Here is a 21,823-nt window from a genome sequence, read left to right on the forward strand (position 1 = left end):
CACTACTAATCGAATAATAAATAGATTTAATTACCAAATAATGGTTATTTATTGTTTGAGGGGTGGCAAATCTGTGGTCTGGCTTAACTTGACCTTTGGAGGAGACACGGCCATAACAATAAGGTAGTAGTTTCAAAATTTTAACCCAATAAAGCGCTACTACTATTTTATGTTCCCAACCATTCAAACAGGACGGGCATCGCTATGAACATATTTGATCACTATCGCCAGCGCTATGAGGCGGCCAAGGACGAAGAGTTCACACTCCAGGAGTTCCTCACAATCTGCCAGCAAGATCGCAGCGCGTATGCTAATGCGGCTGAGCGTCTGCTGATGGCTATTGGTGAGCCAGTCATGGTCGATACCGCGCTTGAGTCCCGCATGTCTCGACTGTTCTCTAATCGGGTTATCGCTCGCTACCCTGCTTTTGAAGAGTTTTATGGCATGGAGGAAGCCATAGAGCAGATCGTTTCCTATCTCAAACACGCCGCCCAAGGGCTGGAAGAGAAGAAACAGATCCTGTATTTGCTGGGTCCCGTGGGTGGTGGTAAGTCATCATTGGCTGAACGACTGAAAGCCCTGATGCAACGGGTGCCTATCTATATTTTAAGTGCTAACGGTGAACGTAGCCCGGTCAATGACCACCCGTTATGTCTGTTCAATCCGCAGGAAGATGCGGCGATTCTGGCCAAAGAATACAGTATCCCAAGCCGCTATCTCGGTACGATTATGTCGCCATGGGCGGCAAAACGCCTGCACGATTTTGGCGGTGATATTACCAAGTTCAAAGTTATCAAGGTCTGGCCTTCTATCCTTGAACAAATTGCGATAGCGAAAACCGAACCCGGTGATGAAAACAACCAGGATATCTCGGCACTGGTCGGTAAAGTTGATATCCGTAAACTTGAAAATCACGCCCAAAACGATCCAGATGCTTATGGTTATTCCGGTGCTTTATGCCGTGCTAACCAGGGGATCATGGAATTCGTCGAGATGTTCAAAGCCCCAATTAAGGTGCTGCACCCACTACTGACCGCAACACAAGAAGGGAACTATAACGGGACCGAGGGGATATCCGCCCTGCCATTCAGCGGTATAATTCTCGCGCACTCTAACGAATCCGAGTGGGTAACATTCCGTAATAACAAGAATAATGAGGCATTCCTTGACCGTGTTTATATTGTCAAAGTGCCTTATTGCCTGCGGGTATCAGAAGAGATCAAGATTTACGACAAACTGTTAAATCACAGTGAGTTGACCCATGCGCCTTGTGCACCTGGCACGCTGGAAACGCTGGCACGCTTCTCGATTCTCTCAAGGATGAAAGAGCCAGAAAACTCCAGTATTTACTCCAAGATGCGGGTGTATGACGGTGAGAGCCTGAAAGATACCGATCCTAAAGCCAAGTCTTATCAGGAATATCGCGACTACGCTGGAGTTGATGAAGGTATGAACGGCCTTTCTACCCGTTTTGCCTTTAAAATCCTCTCCAGAGTATTTAACTTCGACCACGCTGAGGTGGCTGCTAACCCGGTGCACCTGTTCTACGTACTGGAACAGCAGATCGAACGCGAACAATTCCAACAAGATGTTGCGGAGAAATATCTCGAACACCTGAAAGGCTATTTAATCCCGAAATATGCTGAATTTATTGGTAAAGAGATTCAAACCGCCTATCTGGAGTCTTACTCTGAGTATGGTCAGAATATTTTTGACCGTTATGTTATCTACGCCGATTTCTGGATTCAGGATCAAGAGTATCGTGATCCTGATACCGGGCAACTGTTTGACCGTGAATCACTGAATGCTGAACTGGAGAAAATTGAAAAGCCAGCGGGTATCAGCAACCCGAAAGATTTCCGTAATGAAATCGTCAATTTTGTGTTGCGCGCCAGAGCCAATAACAATGGCCGTAATCCAAACTGGACCAGTTACGAGAAGCTGCGCACGGTTATCGAGAAGAAAATGTTCTCTAACACCGAAGAGTTACTGCCGGTTATCTCCTTTAATGCCAAGACCTCAACGGATGAGCAGAAAAAACATGATGACTTTGTCGATCGGATGATGGAGAAAGGCTATACCCGTAAGCAAGTTCGTTTGCTGTGTGAATGGTATCTGCGGGTGAGAAAATCGTCATAAGCCATTTACCGATTCACTACGGCATCGTAGGTATAGACCCAATAGATTTCGCGTTGTAGCAAGGCGGCAACTGAACGAAGCCCCAGGAGCTTAGTCCACTAAGTGACTGGGGTAAGTGATGGCAGCCAACACAGCTACAGCGTGAAAGATGCAGGGAGAGTGACAAAGTCGTTTGGGGGATATATGGGCTACTTTATTGACAGACGACTTAACGGCAAGAATAAGAGCATGGTCAATCGCCAGCGCTTTTTGCGCCGCTATAAGTCGCAAATTAAACAGTCGATTGCCGATGCCATCAATAAAAGATCAGTTACTGATATTGATAGCGGCGAGTCAGTTTCGATACCTATTGATGATATCAATGAGCCGATGTTCCATCAGGGCCGTGGTGGGTTACGTCACCGGGTACATCCTGGCAATGACCATTTTGTCACCAATGATCGGGTGGAGCGCCCTCAAGGTGGCGGTGGAGGCGGCGGCAGTGGTCAGGGTAATGCCGGTCAGGACGGTGAAGGCGAGGATGAGTTTGTCTTTCAGATTTCCAAAGATGAATACCTCGACTTACTGTTTGAAGACCTGGCGCTGCCTAATCTGAAGAAAAATCAGTATAAGCAGTTGACCGAATTCAAAACCCATCGTGCGGGTTATACCTCGAATGGCGTGCCCGCCAATATCAGCGTGGTGCGCTCACTGCAAAACTCACTGGCGCGTCGTACCGCCATGACAGCCAGTAAGCGCCGTGAGTTACGCGAATTGGAAGAAACGCTGAACGTACTGGAAAACACGGAACCAGCACAATTGCTGGAAGAAGAACGTGTACGTAAAGCCATTGCTGAATTAAAGCAAAAAATCGCGCGGGTTCCGTTTATCGATACCTTCGATTTACGTTATAAGAACTATGAACGGCGTCCTGAGCCATCCAGCCAGGCGGTGATGTTCTGCCTGATGGATGTGTCAGGTTCGATGGATCAGGCCACCAAGGACATGGCAAAGCGCTTCTACATCCTGCTTTATCTGTTCCTGAGCCGTACCTATAAAAACGTTGATGTCGTGTATATCCGCCACCATACTCAAGCGAAAGAAGTCGATGAGCAAGAATTCTTCTATTCGCAGGAAACCGGCGGAACAATTGTCTCCAGTGCCCTGAAATTGATGGAAGAAGTGGTTCAGGAACGTTACGACCCAACGCAGTGGAATATCTATGCAGCCCAAGCCTCAGACGGCGATAACTGGGCCGATGATTCACCACTGTGTCATGAGTTACTGGCCCAAAAGCTCCTGCCAATGGTGCGTTACTATAGCTACATCGAGATAACCCGGCGCGCACACCAGACTCTGTGGCGGGAATATGAAGACTTACAGGCAAAATTTGACAACTTTGCCATGCAACATATCCGAGAACCTGAAGATATCTACCCGGTATTCCGTGAGTTGTTCCACAAACAAACCGTTGATAATTAATACTAAAATTAGCCGGTCAACTTTTTCCATGACAGGAATGGTTTCCCGGCTTTTTCATGGGCTAAAATTGCCACTACGACCTTATTTTCAGAGTTGAATCGATGAAATGGCATGATGGATTACGACAGCCCGGTGTATTAGCCGCATTAAGTGCTGCGGTGCTGTTTGGTGCCGGAACCCCGCTGGCAAAACAGTTACTCAATACAGTCAGTCCATGGCTACTGGCGGGCCTGCTCTATTTTGGCTCAGGTGCCGGCCTGGCGCTCTACCGTCTGCTCACCCGAGCAACAGCCGTGAGCCTGCCTCGCAACGAACGGCGGTGGTTTATTGGTGCCATTACGGCTGGGGGGATTGTTGCCCCGGTTCTGCTGATGATAGGGTTAACGGGTATGCCTGCATCTGGCGCATCATTATTGCTTAATGCCGAAGGGGTATTTACCGCCCTACTGGCCTGGTTCGCGTTCAAAGAGAATTTTGACCGTCGCATCGCCCTTGGCATGATAGTGATTGTGGCCGGTGCAGCTATTTTAAGTTGGCCGGGTGAAGCGCGTTTTGCCGGATGGTGGCCAACACTGGCAATTCTGGGTGCTTGCTTTGCCTGGGGGATTGATAACAATCTGACCCGTAAGGTTTCATTGACGGATGCCACCTGGATTGCGTCAGTCAAAGGACTGGTTGCCGGTATCGTCAATCTCGGGCTGGCTTTTGTCCTCGGCGCAACATTGCCACCACTGACAAATCTGGCAGCGGCCCTTTTGGTGGGATTTTTTGCCTATGGCGTGAGTTTGGCACTCTTTGTTATCGGCCTGCGCCATCTTGGTACTGCTCGCACTGGTGCTTATTTCTCTATTGCCCCATTTTTAGGGGCTGTATTGGCCGTTATTATGGGTGACACTGTCACTATACCACTCATCGTCGCGGGTCTCCTGATGGCTGTAGGGATCGCATTGCATCTCACTGAACAGCATGCCCATCAGCATATCCATGATGAATTGCTGCATGAACATGAACATCACCATGACGCACATCATCAACATACACATGATTTTCCTGTGACAGTCGGTGTGGCGCATAAGCATCGCCATCAACATCAGCCACTGGCACACTCCCACCCGCATTACCCGGATTCACATCACCGCCACAAGCATTGAGTCGGTACAACTTGCCGCGTTACCCGCGGCTCAGCTATGCAAAGGCCTGGCTATTGGTCTTCAAGTTGGCTAAACCGCAACGCCAAATGATCAAGCACACTGCGAACAGACGGCAGTAATCCCCGCCGTGATGGATATACCGCATGAATAATCTCATGGCGTAATACCCAATCCGGTAATAAGCGAATCAGCGTTCCGGCCATCAGTTGATCTGCCACCATCATAACCGGGAGCTGTACTGCCCCGACACCACTCAGTGCTGCGCTACGAAGCGTTGTCATGTCGGCCGTCACCAATCTGGGCTGGTGATAAATCGCAGCATGCGCGCCCTCTGGCCCGGCTAAATGCCAGATAAATTCTTGGGGCGCGCGGCCCAAGCCCAGACTTGGCCAGCCAGTCAGATCTGCCGGAACATTGACGATACCTTGTCGTGCCACCAAATCCGGGCTGGCCACCAGACACTGACAACGGTTACCCAACACCTTCAACACCAAATCACTGTCTTGCAACGGCGGTGGCCGAACCCGAATGGCAATATCAATGGCTTCAGCAATCGGGTCCACTTGTCGATTGGTCGATTCAAGATAAATCGTCACCAAAGGACAACTGACCATGAAATCCGCCAGCATGGTGCTAACCGTGGCCTGTAATAGCGCCACTGGGCAGGTGATGCGCACCACACCACGGGGTTCTGCCCGTGTTAAGTCAATTGATTCCTGAGCGGCGTTGGCCTCTTCCAGCATCGCTTTACAGTGCTCGTAGTAGGTACGCCCCACGTCGGTAACCGCAAAACGGCGGGTTGAACGCTGAATTAAACGCACGCCCAATCGCTCTTCCAACAATGCCAGCCGTCGGCTCAGTTTTGATTTTGGCAAACCCAATACCCGCGCGGCAGCACTGAATCCACCGTGTTCCACCACTTCTGCGTAATAGTAGAGATCATTAAGATCTTGCATAACCTGCCTCTGTATTACTTGCCAGAGATAACTTCATCATTGTTCTGATAATAGAACAGTGATAACTAATTTTGCTATCTACTGCTTAAATTATCCTAATTATATACTTTATCCAACATGAAGCCCGGCCAGAGGTTGTGCCGGGCTGCAACACCTCATTGATGATGTTTGTAAGGAGTTTACGATGAAAAAAGTTCAAGGTATTTATCGCGCACCGCGCCAGCATTGGGTGGGAGATGGTTTCCCGGTTCGCTCACTGTTTTCATATCAAAGCCATGGTAAACAGCTCAGCCCGTTCCTGCTGCTGGACTATGCCGGGCCGATGGATTTTACCCCGACCAAACATCGCCGGGGTGTCGGGCAACACCCGCATCGTGGTTTTGAAACTGTCACCATCGTTTATCACGGCGAAGTTGAACATCGTGACTCCACCGGCAAAGGCGGCGTTATTGGCCCTGGGGACGTGCAGTGGATGACGGCAGGTGGCGGGATTCTGCATGAAGAGTTTCATTCAGATATGTTCGCACAACGTGGCGGTGCCTTTGAAATGGTGCAATTGTGGGTCAATCTGCCCGCAAAAAATAAAATGGCAGATCCTGGTTATCAGGCCATTCGCAGTGAAACTATTCCTCAGGTAGTGCTAGCTGAAGATGCTGGCAGCCTGCGGGTAATAGCGGGTGAGTATGCGGGTAAAAATGGCCCTGCTCAGACATTCTCACCACTAAACGTCTGGGATATACGGCTGAATCAGGGTAAAAGTACGGAGTTTTCACTGCCCATTGGCTGGAACACGGCATTAATTGTGTTGCGTGGTACCGTATTGGTCAATGGCGATGCCGTTGCCCGCGATGCCGAAATGGTATTACTGGATGCGGCTGGCAGCAATGTAACTATTGAGGCCAATAATGATGCGGTGCTGTTGCTACTGAGTGGTGAGCCGATTGATGAACCTATTATCGGTCACGGGCCATTTGTGATGAACACTCAGCAGCAGATAATCGAGGCCATCGCTGATTTTAACGGCGGTCGTTTTGGCTCAATGGATACCCACTCATAACCCTTTATCTATCCGCCATTGCCTGACGAGGTTTTTGTCAGGTAATGGCCGGTTACCTTCCAGCAAAGCATCCCACCGTTTTAAAATAGACCTTAGTCGGAAATAGATTGATTGCTGTCACGTGCCAGCAATCAATCCCACATTTAGCTATCTGGATATCGACTAAACTTAATATTACTTATTCCTCCATTTAGCACTGGCTGATTAACACAATGATGTTCATGGTGTGGACACAGAGCGATGTATTGAAATACCACCAGCGTAAATAAGACGGCCGTATTTTTTTAATCTTGATGCTATTAATACGTATTGGAATATTTGTCATTTATCCTATTTTATTTATTTAAGAATAGTGCTATTTCAATGGTTAGAGCGGTAATTCATTTACGTAACACGACTGCCAAGCGCTTCTTTTACATAGGAATTTATCATGAAGCCCAAAAAAACAGCAGCATCGCAGGATGCCACGCAGTCTGAATACGACGAAAGTAGTGCGTTATTAAGTGCATTGGACCGCTCATTAGCCATCATTGAGTTTGATCTCAACAGTCGCATAATTGCGGTTAATCAAAACTACCTTGATTATTTTGGCTATCAACGTGATGAAGTCATTGGTCAACATCATCTTATGTTTTGCCATCCACAATATGCCAGTAGCGACGAGTATCAGACACTGAAGAAATCTTTACTGGCGGGGAAATCCGTTGAGGGCCGTTTTGAGCGATTGCACAAAGACGGATCCACGGTCTGGCTGGCCGCCATCTATCAACCGGTACCAGGCCCAGAAGGTAGCGTTACCCGGATGGTGAAAATCGCTAAGGATATTACTTTTTTAATTGAGCAACAAAAAGCCACTCAAGAGTGGGTAGAACTTTTAACCCAATTAACTGATCGCAGCGACAGCGCAATGTTTATTGCCGCTAATAGTGATCACGGGCAACAAGCAGTTTATATTAATCAAGGATTTACTAAGTTATTCGGTTATACACCCGAACAGGCTCTGGGCCAGAGCATGGTCGATTTACTCCAGAGTGCACATCCTGAACAACTGGGGTTAATTGATTCCACTTCGCCAAATTCACATCAGCAATTACTGCCCAAAGAGTTGTTCTACAGTAAAGACAAACAACCGCATTGGTGTTCCGCCATTATCAACTCGCTGGTTGATGAGCAGGGTAAACCGAGTTATAGCATTGGCGTGTTGACTGATATCACGCTGACCAAAATGTATGAAGTGTTGCAATATAAGGTACTGGAAGCACTGGTTAAAGAGCGGCCACTGGAAGAAGTGATGTCTTTGCTGTGCCACGAGGTTGAGCGGATTGCCCCCGAGGTGACCGCCAGTATTTTGCAAGCCAGCGGGCCCCACTACCTCAGCCATCTCGCGGCGCCCAACCTCCCCCTGATTTATACTGCGGCGCTGGCCTGTGTGCCTATTGGCCCGGGATCTGGCTCATGTGGCACCGCCGCATTTCGTAAAGAACCGGTTGAAGTCCATGATGTTGCCACTGACCCATTATGGGAGAACTATCGGCACCTAATTCTACCCCATGGTTTGTTAGCTTGTTGGTCGACGCCTATTCTGTCGAGCCAGGGGGATGTTCTGGGCACATTTGCCTTTTACTACAAAGAAGCGCGAGGCCCCAGCGAGTTCCACCATCAGTTGGTCAAATTAATCGCAAATTTGTGCTCGTTGGCGATGGAACGGGAGCAATCACGTCAGCAAATTCAGCATTTGGCTTTTTATGATTCCCTGACTGGCTTGCCTAACCGCACTCAGTTTCTGGTTTATGCCAAACAAGCTATCGCCCTTGCCGCTGAAATGGATTACACGCTGGCAGTATTAATCATTAATCTGGATCGTTTTAAACAAGTTAATGATTCACTCGGCCTGGCCGCCGGTGATGAATTACTTGCCTTGATTGCCCAACGGTTGCGCAACGACATGCCCAAAAGTGACATTATCGGCCGCTTATCGGGCGACGAGTTTATTATCATTTTAGCCCCCTGCACCATGCAGCAGGCTACCGTGAAGGTTGAGAAAATGCTCAGTCTGCTGTCTCAGCCCTGTCAGATAGCCAACGTCAATATTATTCCTTCGGCCAGTGTCGGGATCAGTTTGTATCCTGAAAATGGTTTAGAAATGGATGCGCTGATGAATCACGCCGACATTGCCATGCATAAAGCCAAGAATATGGGACATGGTCATTTCAATTTCTTCAGTGCAGAGATGAATAATCTCAATCAACAGCGCCAGGATATGGAAGATGCTCTGCGTCATGCATTTCATATCGGGTCTCTTGAGTTATTTTATCAACCACAAGTGATGTTAAAAGATGGGCACCTATATGGTGTGGAAGCCCTTAGTCGCTGGGTTCACCCCATACTGGGGAACATTCCCCCACAGCGTTTTATTCCTATTGCTGAAGAGTGCGGGCTGATCAACGAACTGGCTCTGTGGGCGATTGAGACGGCTTGTCAACAGTTGGCGGACTGGCGTTTACGGGGTATTGATGTGCCCTCGGTTTCAGTGAACTTATCGCCAACCAATTTCCATAATCCAGGCTTGCCGGACATGATTTTGCATATCTTGCAGCATTACCACTTGCCGCCGCAGGATCTCACGCTGGAAATCACCGAAGACATATTAATTGCAAATAATCCGGCGATTTTTGCCACGATAGAAAAAATTCATCGACTGGGCGTGCGTTTATCAATGGATGACTTTGGTACCGGCTATTCCAGTCTGAGTTATCTGCGCCATTTGGATCTTGATGAAATCAAACTGGATAAAAGTTTTGTCCATGATCTTGAGCATGACGAAACCAGCCGAACATTAAGTGAGGCGGTGATCCGTATTGGTGAAAGTTTGCAACTATCAGTGATTGTCGAAGGGGTAGAAAACGAGGCACAACGTACATTATTGAGCCGCCAAGGTTATCAAATAGGCCAAGGTTTTCTTTTTTCCGAGGCATTACCTGCCGTGAAACTAGAACAGTGGTTAGAGCATCGCACTACCAGTAGCTAATCAATAACAAGAGATTAATTATTAGTTGTAGTACCCTATTAGTCGATTTAGAACACCAATAGGTGACATTGTCACTATCGTTTGGTTGGCGATGGCTAACCTTTTCATTCGTCGATAAATTCTTTATTCTTGTCGCCTTTGCAATCTGGATGTTGTTTTTTTGTTATGCAAAAATTTCTTTTTCTGCTGTTAAGCCTGATTCTGCTCGGCCCATTGGGCATCGACCTCTACTTACCCACGATTCCCGCGATAGCCAAGGGGCTAAACAGTAGCGAGTCGCTGATTCAATCCACTATTGCCTTGTTTATTCTGGTGCTGGGTATTGGTCAGCTGATTGCTGGGCCATTAGTCGATAAGTATGGGCGTAAACCCATAGCCATCATCGGTATTATTCTCTACATGCTGGGGGCCGCGATGGCTGCACTGGCAGTCAGCCCGCTGATGTTTGTCAGTTCTCGCCTGTTACAAGGTGTCGCTGTTTGCTGTACTGCGGTAGTGGCATTCAGTGGGGTGCGTGACCGCCTCAACGGTAATGAGGCCGCGCGCGCTTTTGGTTTCCTTAATGGGACGTTAAATATCGTACCCGCATTGGCTCCCTTGCTCGGTGGTTTGTTGGCGGAAGCCTTTGGCTGGCGCGCCCCATTCTGGTTCCTGGCGTTATATGGCTTGCTGGTATTAATTCTGATAATTATCTTCCTGCCAGAAACACGGCCAGCGGGTACCCAAGCCGTTAAGGGCTTGCCGATAAAGAACTATCTGCGCATCTTACGTGATGACCGTTTTCTGATTTTCGCACTGGTGAACGCGGGCGCTATGGGCATGGCCTTAACCTATGTCTCGCTGGCACCCAACGTATTGATGGTGGGCGCAGGACTCAGCCCATTACAGTTCTCACTGGTGTTCGGCGCCAATGGCTTTTGGATCATGGCGGTCAGTTTTATTGCTAACCGTATTATCCAAAAAATCGGCCGCCCTACCTGCCTGATGACCGGCAGCCTGTTGATGGCGCTGGGGTGTCTGGGGTTATTATTTGGTCTGACGCAACTGTCGGCAGAAATACAGCAACACTGGCTGGTGTATATGTTACCCGTTGCCAGTGCCTGTGCCGGTTTAGCCTTTATGATGGGGCCAGCCACCAGTTATGCATTGGAGCCGTATGCCAATGAAGCCGGTGTCGCCTCCGCGCTGGTGGGTTTTGTGCAAATGGCCGGGGGAGCTGGGTTAGGCTTGCTGGCAATGTCCTTACCAATCGAGCCTAAATTATCACTCGCCATCGTAATGCTGGCAGGGTGTCTACTGGCTTGGCAGGCACGCCGTGCCAGTAAGCATGTCCGTGGTAACTTGCAGAAAATAAACTAGAAACAACCTAAGTGCGCTCGGTGATGACGCTAACGCGACTCGCCAGTGCACACATCAACTCATACCCCACGGTGCCCGCCGCCGCCGCCACATCATCGATTGGCAGATTATTCCCCCAGATCTCAACTTTACTCCCCATTTGCGCCTGCGGACAGGGTGTCAAATCTACGGTTAGCATATCCATTGAAATCGACCCCACCGTATGAGTCAGTATGCCATCCACCCTGATGGGCGTGCCGCTGGGAGCGAGCCGTGGGTAACCATCGGCATAACCGCAAGCGACGACACCGATGCGCTGTGTGCCTGTGGCACTGTAGCGGCTGCCATAGCCAACACTGTGCCCTGCTGAGAGCGTCTGTATGGCGATAATTTCGCTGTGCAGCTCCATTACCGGGTGCAATCCAATGCCAGCGATATCGTTTACATCGCCACTGGGTGACGCGCCATAGAGGATAATACCAGGCCGCACCCAATCAAAGTGGGTTTCAGGATTGCGCAATATTGCCGCCGAGTTGGCAAAGCTGCGCGCAGCCACCAGATGCCCACTGGCCTGCTGAATCAGCGTGAATTGCTCGCTGGCACCAATAGGGTTATCTGCATTGGCAAAGTGGCTCATTAGCGTCACCTTGCCGATGTTATTTATACTGTTAGCCCATTGCCAGATAGCCTCTGCCTGCCCGATGGGAAAACCTAAGCGATTCATGCCGCTATTAAGTTTTAAATAAATATCGAGTGGTGTGCTCAGCCGCGCCGCTTTGATGGCGTCAAGCTGCCAGTCACTGTGTACTACGGTGGTTAACCGGTAATGGTCGAGAAGGACTATATCTTGCGCACGAAAGAACCCCTCAAGCAGCAAAATAGGCCCTTGCCAGCCCTGTTCACGCAACATTATCGCTTCATTTAAATCCAATAACGCAAAGCCATCGGTTGCGTCCAGCCCTTGCCAAATGCGGGCCAGACCATGGCCGTAGGCATTGGCTTTCACCACTGACCAAATTTTAGCGGCCCCGGCCAGACGGCGAACAATACTGAGGTTATGGCGCAAAGCAGATAAATGAAGCGTAGCGGATATCGGGCGAGGCATGCTTTTTCCTTCTTGGGCGGTATTCAATTATTTACAGCCCGGCAGTGGGCTGTAATGATCAATCGGCGCCTTTTAGCGCACAGGGTGAATGTCGTGTAAGGGCGTGATATTCAGTGGCCGAAAGCCCGCGCTATAACGCGCGACCGATAAATCATCCGCCAGAATCGCTGGGCGACGCCCATACATAATATCAGCCAATAATTGACCCGACCCACAGGCCATGGTCCAGCCCAAGGTGCCATGGCCTGTATTCAAATAGAGATTTTTCAGTGAGGTTCGCCCGACAATGGGCGTACCATCAGGTGTCATCGGGCGCAGCCCGGTCCAGAACGTGGCCTGACTGATATTGCCCCCATGAGGGTACAAATCACCCACCACCATTTCCAGCGTCTCACGACGTGCTGGTGCCAATTGAGTATTAAATCCAACGATTTCCGCCATCCCCCCAACCCGAATCCTGTCATCAAAGCGCGTAATGGCAATCTTGTAGGTCTCATCCAGCACGGTGGAGAAAGGTGCCGAGGCCGGATCTGTAATAGGAATAGTGAGTGAATAACCTTTTAGTGGATAAACAGGAATCGAGACCAGCCCGGCTAACAGCGCCGTAGAGTAAGCGCCGAAGGCTACTACATAGGCATCTGCGTTAATAATATCGTCGCCACACAGCACACCGGCGATTTGGTCACCGTCCACCAGCAATTTATCCACCGAGCGATTGAACACAAACTTAACCCCAGCCTGCTCGGCCATTTGGGCTAAGCGTTCAGTAAACAGTTTGCAGTCGCCGGTTTCATCATTAGGTAAACGTAAACCACCGGTCAGTTTATGTGCAACTTTCGCCAATGCCGGTTCCACCGTTGCCAGTTGATCAGCCGTTAGCAGTGAATATGGCACCCCCGCATCATCTAACACCGCAATATCCTTGGCGGCGTTATCAAATTGCTGTTCGGTACGGAACAGTTGCAGTGTTCCCCCCTGACGGCCTTCATACTGAATACCAGTGTCTTCACGCAGCTCTTTTAAACAGTCGCGGCTGTATTCTGCCAGACGCACCATACGGCTTTTGTTGAGCCTGTAGTGGGAAGTGTCGCAGTTTCTCAGCATCTGCCACATCCAGCGTAGCTGGAAGCTGCTGCCGTCAAGGTGGATTGCTAACGGCGCATGGCGTTGGAACATCCATTTAATGGCCTTCAGAGGTACCCCAGGCGCGGCCCAAGGTGCCGCATATCCCGGCGATATCTGACCTGCGTTACCGGCACTGGTTTCCTGCGCGGGCCCCTGCTGACGGTCAATCACCGTAACATCATGCCCGTCTTTGGCTAAGTACCAGGCACTGGCTACCCCCACCACACCGCTTCCTAAAATGACAATGCGCATACCATCCTCCCCCCAAACAACACCTAAAGCACAATATTCTGTTGTCAGAAAATTAACTCAGCAGAAAAATCTAGCCAACATATTAATGTCAGGTCGTGACTTAATTCACAATTAATTTACAATGCAATTACTTTTCAGTTCAATAGCGTTAGGAAAATAGCGATAAGATGCTATTTTTGCCCAATTAAACGTCGGAAAGGAGAGAAAGCGCCATAATACCCACAATTAGCAGCATGAATAATTGGCATGTTGTGCAAGACTCTTTTACTAGTTTTATATTCCATAAATAAGCCAGTAAATCAGAATAATAATCTATAAAATCCAATTAATCGTACAGACTGATACGACAGCAATGATTCTGGCGCGAACCGGCAGTCAACCTACCTGTTGTTTGAAAGATGGCGGATATTCATTGACATAAGGTCTTGCCATGCCTCAACTTGTTAATCTTGAGCTAGGATTATTGAAGTGACCAGTATTTTGCAGGGTTATAAAACCGTGAGGATGCGCTAATGACAACTTCAACACCGAAACAAACCGCGCAAGAAAAGCGCCTGACTGACGGCCCAGACTGGACATTTGAATTGTTGCAGGTCTATCTGGACCAAATAGACCGGGTGGCAAAACATTACCGGCTCGATACTTACCCCCACCAGATAGAGGTTATTACCTCCGAACAGATGATGGATGCCTATTCAAGTATCGGTATGCCTATCAACTATACCCATTGGTCTTTTGGTAAGAAATTTATCGAAACCGAGCAAAAATATAAGCACGGTCAGCAAGGATTAGCCTACGAGATTGTGATTAACTCCAATCCCTGCATCGCTTATTTAATGGAAGAAAATACCATTACCATGCAAGCCTTAGTGATGGCTCACGCCTGCTATGGACATAACTCTTTCTTTAAGAATAATTACTTATTTCGAGCCTGGACCGATGCCAGTTCGATAGTGGATTATTTGTTGTTTGCTCGTCATTACATCAGTGAATGCGAGGAACGCTATGGGGTGGAAGAAGTAGAGCGGCTACTCGACTCCTGTCATGCCCTGATGAATTATGGGGTGGACCGCTATAAACGCCCGCAAAAGATCTCTTTAGTGGAGGAAACCGCCCGGCAGAAAAGCCGCGAGGAGTATCTGCAAAGTCAGGTCAACTCGTTGTGGAAAACCCTACCGCGCAAGGATCGAGGGGAAGTCCAAGCCCAGGCTCAACGCTACCCCAGTGAACCGCAGGAGAACCTGCTCTATTTCATGGAGAAAAATGCTCCGCTGCTGGAGTCATGGCAACGAGAAGTGCTGCGAATAGTCCGCAAAGTCAGCCAATATTTTTATCCACAAAAACAGACACAAGTGATGAATGAAGGTTGGGCCACCTTCTGGCATTACACCATTCTTAACCATCTGTACGATGAGGGTAAGGTCACTGACCGCTTTATGATGGAGTTCTTGCACAGCCACACCAACGTTGTGTATCAACCGCCGTATAACAGCCCTTATTACAACGGTATTAACCCGTATGCCCTTGGCTTTGCCATGTTCCAAGATATCAAGCGTATTTGCCAATCACCGACGGAGGAGGACTATTATTGGTTCCCGGATATCGCCGGTAAAGATTGGTTGGATACGTTGCATTTTGCCATGCGCGACTTTAAGGATGAAAGCTTCATCAGCCAGTTCTTATCACCGAAAGTAATGCGTGACTTCCGGCTATTCACCGTGCTGGATGATGATAAGCATAACTATCTGGAGATTTCAGCCATTCATAATGAAGAAGGTTATCGGGCTATACGTAATGAATTGTCTGCTCAATATAACTTGAGTAATCACGAACCAAACATTCAGGTATGGAACGTTGATCTGCGCGGAGACCGCTCCCTGACCCTGCGCTATATTCCTCATGATCGGGCACCACTGGATAAAAGCCGTCAGCAAGTGATGAAACATATTCACCGGCTATGGGGGTTTGATATTCATATGGAACAACTGAATGACGATGGCTCGATTGAGCTACTCGACAGCGTGCCGCCAAGAGCCAATAAGCTCTAGCACAGGGCAGACGAGGTGGATAACCGCGCGAGCTATTGCGCCACATCTTGCCATGAAAAAGGGGCATTTAATGCCCCTTTTGCGTTGCAATTTTACGCGATATTCGCCTAACGGCGTGCTTCGGCCAAATCACTTGGCATCGTGCCCTGCATGCTGTGCCAAATAGCACCACTCTCTTTACCGTATGCTCTCAGACACTCTGACACCTGATCATGGGCTTTTTCATCACACAGCGCTGACAGTTTGCTGTAGAAAGTCAGTGCCAGTTTACGGGCTTCAGGATTCGAGAAATAGTAACGCCCAACCCGGGTATAAAGCCCTTTCATCCCATTTAGGATCAACCCATAAATAGGGTTACCCGAAGCAAAAGCCAAACCACGGAAAATACCGTAATCCAGTGCGGTGAAAGCCTCGGCGTGATCATCAACCGTTTGAGCTTGTGCCAGGATTTCTTGTGCTTTCTCTGGATGATTACGGATTGCCGTGCGAACGAAGATGGTAGCGATATTTGTTCTGACTGCCAGTAAGTTGTCTATCAATTGTGGCACGCTGTCGTGGTCAAGCCGCGCCAGTGTTTCCAGAATATTAAGACCAGACGTTTCCCAAAAATTGTTTACTTTCGTCGGTTTACCATGCTGAATAGTGAGCCAGCCATCGCGGGCTAAGCGTTGTAACACTTCACGCAATGTAGTGCGAGTCACTCCAATCAGCTCTGAAAGTTCACGCTCCGCGGGCAAAATAGTGCCTGGAGGGAAGCGATTATTCCAAATACTTTCAATAATATACTCTTCCGCGAAACCGGCAGGACTTTGCGCCTTTATAACCATATTTTTGACGTTCCGTAGCGATACATATCAGCAATTTAGTGTGCTCATCATACCAGACGACGCTATCGTGACATAGCATCAGGATCGAACAAATGGTGAAAGTAGTCATAAAGTTGCAAAAATTGCGCAGATGGAATGATGTACAGATTATACCAATTGCTTTTAGAGCAATGACGTAACGTAAAATGTAACTTTAGGCAGTAATTGCACCATAATAATTTTAATAAGGAGACTGTAACTCACAATGGATATGACCATTAGACAAGCTGTACTCAAGAATTTTCTCGGGAATTCACCTGATTGGTACAAGCTGGCAATTATCGGGTTTCTCATTATTAACCCACTGGTATTCTTTTTTGTCAGCCCATTTATTGCAGGCTGGATGTTGGTGGTCGAATTTATCTTTACACTGGCTATGGCGCTAAAATGTTACCCACTGCAACCGGGGGGTTTATTGGCCATTCAAGCCGTCGCCATCGGTATGACCAGCCCGCATCAGGTGGCAGAAGAAATTGCTAATAATCTGGAAGTGCTGCTGTTGTTGGTGTTTATGGTGGCAGGTATCTATTTCATGAAGCAGTTATTACTGTTTGTATTTACCAAACTGCTGCTGAACATTCGCTCAAAAATCGTTCTTTCATTAGCCTTCTGTGTCGCCTCTGCCTTCCTTTCGGCATTCCTTGATGCCTTAACTGTAATTGCCGTGGTTATCAGTGTTTCTGTTGGTTTTTATACTATCTATCATCATGTTGCATCAAACCATAGCGATAAAGATATCACCGACGACAGTTGGATCGATAATCAGGAAAACCGTAAAACGTTGGAGCAATTCCGCGCTTTCCTGCGTAGCCTAATGATGCATGCGGGTGTGGGTACTGCGCTGGGTGGCGTAATGACCATGGTTGGCGAGCCGCAGAACCTGATTATCGCTAAGAGTGCCGGTTGGAACTTTACCGACTTCTTTATTCGCATGCTGCCCGTGACGTTACCCGTCTTGTGTTGCGGATTATTGGTTTGTCTGCTGGTAGAACGTTTTAAACTGTTTGGTTATGGTGCACAGCTTCCCGAGCGCGTTCGTCAGGTTTTGACTGACTATGATCAACAAGCCAGTGCGAAACGGAGCAAGCAAGAGAAAGTGAAGCTTCTGATCCAGGCCCTGATCGGTGTTTGGTTGGTGCTCGCATTGGCGCTGCATTTAGCCGAGGTAGGCTTAGTCGGATTATCGGTGATTATTCTCGCCACCTCCCTCTGCGGAATTACCAATGAACATGCACTGGGTAAGGCATTTCAGGAGGCATTGCCTTTTACTGCCCTACTCACGGTGTTTTTTGCCGTGGTTGCCGTCATTATTGAGCAGAGCCTCTTCTCACCGATTATTCAGTTTGTTTTACAATCTTCACCATCAGCACAGTTATCACTGTTTTATCTGTTTAATGGCTTACTCTCTTCGGTATCCGACAATGTCTTTGTCGGCACCGTATACATTAATGAGGCGCGGAAAGCATTTGAATTGGGCATTATCTCGCTGCAACAGTTCGAGTTGTTGGCCGTCGCCATCAATACCGGGACCAACCTGCCCTCGGTAGCAACACCGAATGGTCAGGCCGCGTTCCTGTTCTTGCTGACCTCAGCGCTGGCCCCACTGATTCGCCTGTCCTATGGCCGAATGGTATACATGGCCCTGCCTTATACCATAGTGATGACAAGTGTCGGCCTGCTCGGCGTGGAGTATTTATTAGTTCCGGTGACGGAGTGGATGATGCAAAGTGGCTGGATAAGTTTGCCTCATCTGGCAGCCGGGGCTAGCATCACACATTGATCGCTTGCATTATAGTATCTGCCAGCCCTACACTTTTGGTCGCCGCGGGGGCTGTTATTAGCTTCGAGGGATTATGGACTGGCAAAACAAACCAAATATCTCACCCAAAGTAAAATTCAGGCTTGTGATAACTTGTCACGCGCGAGAAAGAGCTGATTTTTGCCTAATTTTACCTTTGGGTGGCTGGCAGCAAAGATGAATTGGTTTACACTGCCGGTACAATTGCTTACTGCATGGAAAATAAAGATATGTTGCAATTCCTTAACCGCTGCTCTAAAGGGCGCGGTGCTTGGCTGTTAATGGCCCTGACTGCACTTGTACTAGAATTGATTGCACTCTATTTTCAACACGTGATGTTGTTACAGCCTTGTGTAATGTGTATTTACGAACGTGCTGCGTTATTCGGTATTCTCGGTGCGTCGTTGCTGGGTGCCATTGCACCTAAATCGCCCTTGCGCTACCTGGCAATCTTTATCTGGATCTACAGCGCATGGCGCGGTGTTCAGCTCGCCTGGGAACATACCATGCTGCAACTCCATCCTTCACCGTTCACCACCTGTGATTTCTTTGTCAGTTTCCCATCATGGTTGCCGCTAGATAAATGGTTCCCAGCTGTCTTCGTTGCCAGCGGTGATTGTGCAGTAAAACAGTGGGAATTCCTGTCGTTGGAAATGCCGCAGTGGTTGGTGGGTATCTTTGCTGCATACTTATTGATTGGCGTATTGGTGCTGATCAGCCAATTCGTTAAACCGAAAAGACGTGACCTGTTTAGTCGATAATTTTCATGCCTGTCGGTATAAATGGATCCCATTTTGCCAGGCCTTGATTGTTCCGGCATTGACGAGTAGTTACAGCGTTGTTTCGCATCCCCAGATAGAAGGTTATTTCAGCGTTGAGAACAGCCTCAACGCTGATTTTCTTCAGTAAGCTAACGAACAGGTTGGGGCCCTCAGGAGTTTTGAGATTTTGACCTGTTCGTTAGCCAGGGTCTATAACTGTTTTGCGTCCATAGATTGACCTTCATTTGATGCTGAATTGAACATGTCAAAATCAGTCAATGACACAAATTTAGGTATAGGGTTTTATTTATGGTCCCAGATTTAATTAGTTTTTATCGCACCTGGCAGATATACATACTCTTTAAATGTATTCCATTCTACCGGCTTATTTTCGTTAACCAACTCGGCGCCGATCACTGTCTTTTTGCCTTTATGGTTAATCGTTACACCATCTTTCCCGAAAATACCTGATGCTTCAGTGACGCCTTGTTTATCGGTACTGGTGCTGCTACCAGAGCCACCAAGCTCAACCATTTCATCTCCAACGAGATCAGTCGACCCCATATAGGATAGGTTGAACTTAAGACTATTTTTATCGATCTGTTCAAACTCTTTGACACTTTGAATGTTCAGATCGCCACCGGCATCAAGCTGCACCATATCGCTTGTTATTCTTGCTCCTTTCAGTTGCATATCTTTTTTGCTTTCCAATACAACACTTTTGCCAGTTATTTGGCTATTTTGGTGTTTAATAATCCATTGCTTATCTTTATCATTGTTAATATTAAAGCTACCTCCTGTTAGTTTATGTTCTGCGCTACTACCTGTATTTGAGGCCGATGTTTTTGAGCCACTGGCACTGGCTGAAATAAAGAAGTCTATATTGTCTTTCGGGGCTTGGCTTTGTGCAGATTCTAACAATACACCACCATTAACTGCATTCATATTAAGCTTCCAGGTATTAAGCTGTAACCCCTGAGCATAAATGGCCTCGTTATCGTCACTCTTCGCTCTCATAGCAACCTCTCCGTTGCTGTAAATAGCAGCTCCCTGACTAAATAAAGTCGACTCATTAACCCTCTTTTTCAGAGCTGTGAAGCCGAAAGCGCCGCCTGTTGTAGTACTATCAGCAGAGCTGGAGCGACTTATGCCAAGCACCGCACTACCACCGGCTTTATCTTCGCGAGTTGCACTGTCAGAAACTGATGCTAACAGACGGATCTGTCCCCCTGCGTTCAATTCAACATCGTCTACAGGCGCATCCTGTTTGCCTAGTTGAGTACCGACCAGGATCAAATCGCCATTGTCCGCGGATAAATTCACATTCCCCCGAGTGTTAATGCTGCCTTTGATAGCATTGTTATAAAAACTCGTTCCTTGCTGTTGGTGACCAGCACCTTCAGCATCCACCCCCGTAGAATCCGCCTTCAAACCGATTTTTAAGCCACCTTTGCCATAGACTTCTGAGATGTTTTTATCACCACTACTTGTGGCGTGATCGAAGTAAAGTTTATTACCAGCAGTAGCCACCACGTCTCCTGTGCCCCCGTCTATCTGTGTTGCTTGCAAGTAGCCATTATTAGCGGTCTGAATATTAACCCCTGACATAGACTGCAACACACTTGGTAGTGATTCCTGAGTGTAAAAATCGCTGATGCTAACCCCGCCTTCACCCTTTACAGAGATTTTTATATCTTTACCGGTGCTGGTTGCCACTCTCACGCCCCCCTGTGCGCTCTCTTTTTTCTCATCACCTTTGTCACTATTTACGGCTGATTTATTAAAGTAATCTGTAGCCGTAATATTTATTGATTCGCCACTCTTATATTGAGTACCTTCGTCAATGACGGTGTCGCCTGTGACTTTAATCTTCCCCTTTGCATAAATTGAAGTCACAAATGCTACAACACTTTCTGCGGATTTCTTGATTTTATGACCTTTTCCATTGATATCTACGCCTAAATTGGGTGCTTTCAAGTTGGGTAGAACTAGGCCATTTTCATCGACATTATTCTCGATTGCTTTTTTAAACGGTCGGATTATCCCGCTGTAGTCAATATTAAAACCAACACCACCAGAGGCATGTTTTTGTGTCGTACGTCCAATTGAACTATTGTTACTGGCAAGCTGATTTATATTGTTTCCTTTCGCAGAATATTCGCCCCCAGCCACATGTTGACTGCCTTGTTGAGTAATATCTCCCAAAGCATATAAGGATATATTACCCGCACTATTCAAACGAGAAACTATGCCAGTATCCGTAGCAAGATGGCTTTTTTCGTCATCATGGTTAAAACTCACTCCATTTCCGGCTTTATTTACACCACCGGTGTAATAAGCACCACCACTGGAAACCGTTTTTGTTTTATCAGAAATAGCGCTGTTTCTGGCCGCAAACACACCGATATCGTGGAGACTTCTCAGAGATATATCACCTTTGGTAGAGTTTAAGGTTGTACCATATAATTCTAAATTACCATCTCCTGACTCAATAGTGATCCACTCGGCGTTTATTGTGGCCACATTACGTTCTTTTTTTAAACTGACTTCAGTTTCTTTAGCATGCTTAATCATAAAACCAGCATTGTACTGTCCCTTACTTATCTCCTTTGTATAAAAATCAAAACTAAGGCGTGTTTTTTCCTCATCAATTTTCTGTTGTTGCATGGCCGCAGTAATGCTAACGCCAGCCCTGCTTTTAATATTAAAATTATCTTCAATATTAAATAGGCTACCAT

Annotated in this window: 14 protein-coding genes and 1 pseudogene; 9 read left to right on the forward strand and 6 right to left on the reverse strand. The window is 47.7% G+C overall.

The window, feature by feature from the left end:
• The first annotated feature begins 204 nt into the window (after positions 1-204).
• From yeaG to V1952_RS10390, 3 genes are all read left to right on the forward strand, one after another.
• On the forward strand, positions 205-2,139 hold the full coding sequence (gene yeaG / locus V1952_RS10380) for a protein kinase YeaG (protein WP_083158970.1): 1,935 nt from the start codon (positions 205-207) through the stop codon (positions 2,137-2,139).
• Between the two features lie 183 nt (positions 2,140-2,322).
• Entirely contained in the window at positions 2,323-3,600 is a 1,278-nt protein-coding gene (locus V1952_RS10385; protein WP_372559896.1) for a YeaH/YhbH family protein, read from the forward strand.
• A gap of 101 nt (positions 3,601-3,701) precedes the next feature.
• Positions 3,702-4,751: a DMT family transporter gene (locus tag V1952_RS10390; protein WP_372558944.1), complete on the forward strand. Its 1,050-nt coding sequence runs from the start codon at positions 3,702-3,704 to the stop codon at positions 4,749-4,751.
• A gap of 50 nt (positions 4,752-4,801) precedes the next feature.
• On the opposite strand, the gene V1952_RS10395 is transcribed toward V1952_RS10390, so the two are convergent.
• Positions 4,802-5,707 carry a LysR family transcriptional regulator gene (locus V1952_RS10395; protein ID WP_372558943.1) on the reverse strand — a complete coding sequence of 302 codons (906 nt, stop codon included), beginning with the start codon at positions 5,705-5,707 and terminating at the stop codon, positions 4,802-4,804.
• 184 nt (positions 5,708-5,891) lie between these two features.
• Here V1952_RS10395 and V1952_RS10400 point away from each other — a divergent pair, with 184 nt between their 5' ends.
• The 3 genes from V1952_RS10400 to V1952_RS10410 all read left to right on the forward strand — a co-directional run bounded on the left by V1952_RS10400 (position 5,892) and on the right by V1952_RS10410 (position 11,151).
• Positions 5,892-6,764, forward strand: a complete 873-nt coding sequence (locus tag V1952_RS10400) for a pirin family protein (RefSeq protein ID WP_083158973.1) — start codon at positions 5,892-5,894, stop codon at positions 6,762-6,764.
• Positions 6,765-7,194: 430 nt separating this feature from the next.
• Entirely contained in the window at positions 7,195-9,792 is a 2,598-nt protein-coding gene (locus tag V1952_RS10405) for an EAL domain-containing protein (RefSeq protein WP_372558941.1), read from the forward strand.
• Between the two features lie 165 nt (positions 9,793-9,957).
• Positions 9,958-11,151 (forward strand): Bcr/CflA family efflux MFS transporter, encoded by a 1,194-nt coding sequence (locus tag V1952_RS10410; protein ID WP_083158975.1) that lies wholly within the window; start codon positions 9,958-9,960, stop codon positions 11,149-11,151.
• A gap of 7 nt (positions 11,152-11,158) precedes the next feature.
• Here the strand turns inward: V1952_RS10410 and dadX are convergent, their stop codons facing one another.
• Positions 11,159-12,235, reverse strand: coding sequence for a catabolic alanine racemase DadX (gene dadX, locus V1952_RS10415; RefSeq protein WP_420074713.1), 1,077 nt, complete (start codon positions 12,233-12,235; stop codon positions 11,159-11,161).
• Positions 12,236-12,307: 72 nt separating this feature from the next.
• On the reverse strand, positions 12,308-13,612 hold the full coding sequence (locus tag V1952_RS10420; RefSeq protein WP_372558939.1) for a D-amino acid dehydrogenase: 1,305 nt from the start codon (positions 13,610-13,612) through the stop codon (positions 12,308-12,310).
• Positions 13,613-14,124: 512 nt separating this feature from the next.
• On the opposite strand from V1952_RS10420, the gene V1952_RS10425 reads away from it, so the two are divergent.
• Complete coding sequence (locus V1952_RS10425) at positions 14,125-15,660, forward strand: SpoVR family protein (protein ID WP_420074714.1); 1,536 nt, start codon at positions 14,125-14,127, stop codon at positions 15,658-15,660.
• 107 nt (positions 15,661-15,767) lie between these two features.
• On the opposite strand, the gene fadR is transcribed toward V1952_RS10425, so the two are convergent.
• Positions 15,768-16,487: a fatty acid metabolism transcriptional regulator FadR gene (gene fadR / locus V1952_RS10430; RefSeq protein ID WP_372558938.1), complete on the reverse strand. Its 720-nt coding sequence runs from the start codon at positions 16,485-16,487 to the stop codon at positions 15,768-15,770.
• Positions 16,488-16,731: 244 nt separating this feature from the next.
• On the opposite strand from fadR, the gene nhaB reads away from it, so the two are divergent.
• Together nhaB and dsbB are read left to right on the forward strand one after the other, a co-directional pair.
• Positions 16,732-18,306, forward strand: coding sequence for a sodium/proton antiporter NhaB (gene nhaB / locus V1952_RS10435; RefSeq protein ID WP_420074715.1), 1,575 nt, complete (start codon positions 16,732-16,734; stop codon positions 18,304-18,306).
• A gap of 248 nt (positions 18,307-18,554) precedes the next feature.
• On the forward strand, positions 18,555-19,085 hold the full coding sequence (gene dsbB / locus V1952_RS10440; RefSeq protein ID WP_420074717.1) for a disulfide bond formation protein DsbB: 531 nt from the start codon (positions 18,555-18,557) through the stop codon (positions 19,083-19,085).
• 76 nt (positions 19,086-19,161) lie between these two features.
• Here dsbB and V1952_RS10445 read toward each other — a convergent pair.
• Together V1952_RS10445 and V1952_RS10450 are read right to left on the reverse strand one after the other, a co-directional pair.
• A pseudogene (locus V1952_RS10445) lies at positions 19,162-19,292 on the reverse strand (IS256 family transposase); the annotation flags it as partial.
• Positions 19,293-19,406: 114 nt separating this feature from the next.
• Positions 19,407-21,823 (reverse strand): hemagglutinin repeat-containing protein (locus V1952_RS10450; RefSeq protein WP_420074716.1); only part of this gene is annotated, 2,417 nt, incomplete at its 5' end.

The organism is Yersinia sp. 2542 StPb PI (assembly GCF_048593855.1).
Taxonomy (GTDB): Bacteria; Pseudomonadota; Gammaproteobacteria; order Enterobacterales; family Enterobacteriaceae; genus Yersinia; species Yersinia enterocolitica_E.

Bases quoted from the DNA above. Each gene is read 5' to 3' on its own strand.
- fadR (WP_372558938.1), bottom strand. From the start codon at position 16,487: ATGGTTATAAAGGCGCAAAGTCCTGCCGGTTTCGCGGAAGAGTATATT.
- V1952_RS10410 (WP_083158975.1), top strand. From the start codon at position 9,958: ATGCAAAAATTTCTTTTTCTGCTGTTAAGCCTGATTCTGCTCGGCCCA.
- yeaG (WP_083158970.1), top strand. From the start codon at position 205: ATGAACATATTTGATCACTATCGCCAGCGCTATGAGGCGGCCAAGGAC.
- dadX (WP_420074713.1), bottom strand. From the start codon at position 12,235: ATGCCTCGCCCGATATCCGCTACGCTTCATTTATCTGCTTTGCGCCAT.
- dsbB (WP_420074717.1), top strand. From the start codon at position 18,555: ATGTTGCAATTCCTTAACCGCTGCTCTAAAGGGCGCGGTGCTTGGCTG.
- V1952_RS10385 (WP_372559896.1), top strand. From the start codon at position 2,323: ATGGGCTACTTTATTGACAGACGACTTAACGGCAAGAATAAGAGCATG.
- V1952_RS10420 (WP_372558939.1), bottom strand. From the start codon at position 13,612: ATGCGCATTGTCATTTTAGGAAGCGGTGTGGTGGGGGTAGCCAGTGCC.
- V1952_RS10400 (WP_083158973.1), top strand. From the start codon at position 5,892: ATGAAAAAAGTTCAAGGTATTTATCGCGCACCGCGCCAGCATTGGGTG.
- nhaB (WP_420074715.1), top strand. From the start codon at position 16,732: ATGGATATGACCATTAGACAAGCTGTACTCAAGAATTTTCTCGGGAAT.
- V1952_RS10395 (WP_372558943.1), bottom strand. From the start codon at position 5,707: ATGCAAGATCTTAATGATCTCTACTATTACGCAGAAGTGGTGGAACAC.
- V1952_RS10390 (WP_372558944.1), top strand. From the start codon at position 3,702: ATGAAATGGCATGATGGATTACGACAGCCCGGTGTATTAGCCGCATTA.
- V1952_RS10425 (WP_420074714.1), top strand. From the start codon at position 14,125: ATGACAACTTCAACACCGAAACAAACCGCGCAAGAAAAGCGCCTGACT.
- V1952_RS10405 (WP_372558941.1), top strand. From the start codon at position 7,195: ATGAAGCCCAAAAAAACAGCAGCATCGCAGGATGCCACGCAGTCTGAA.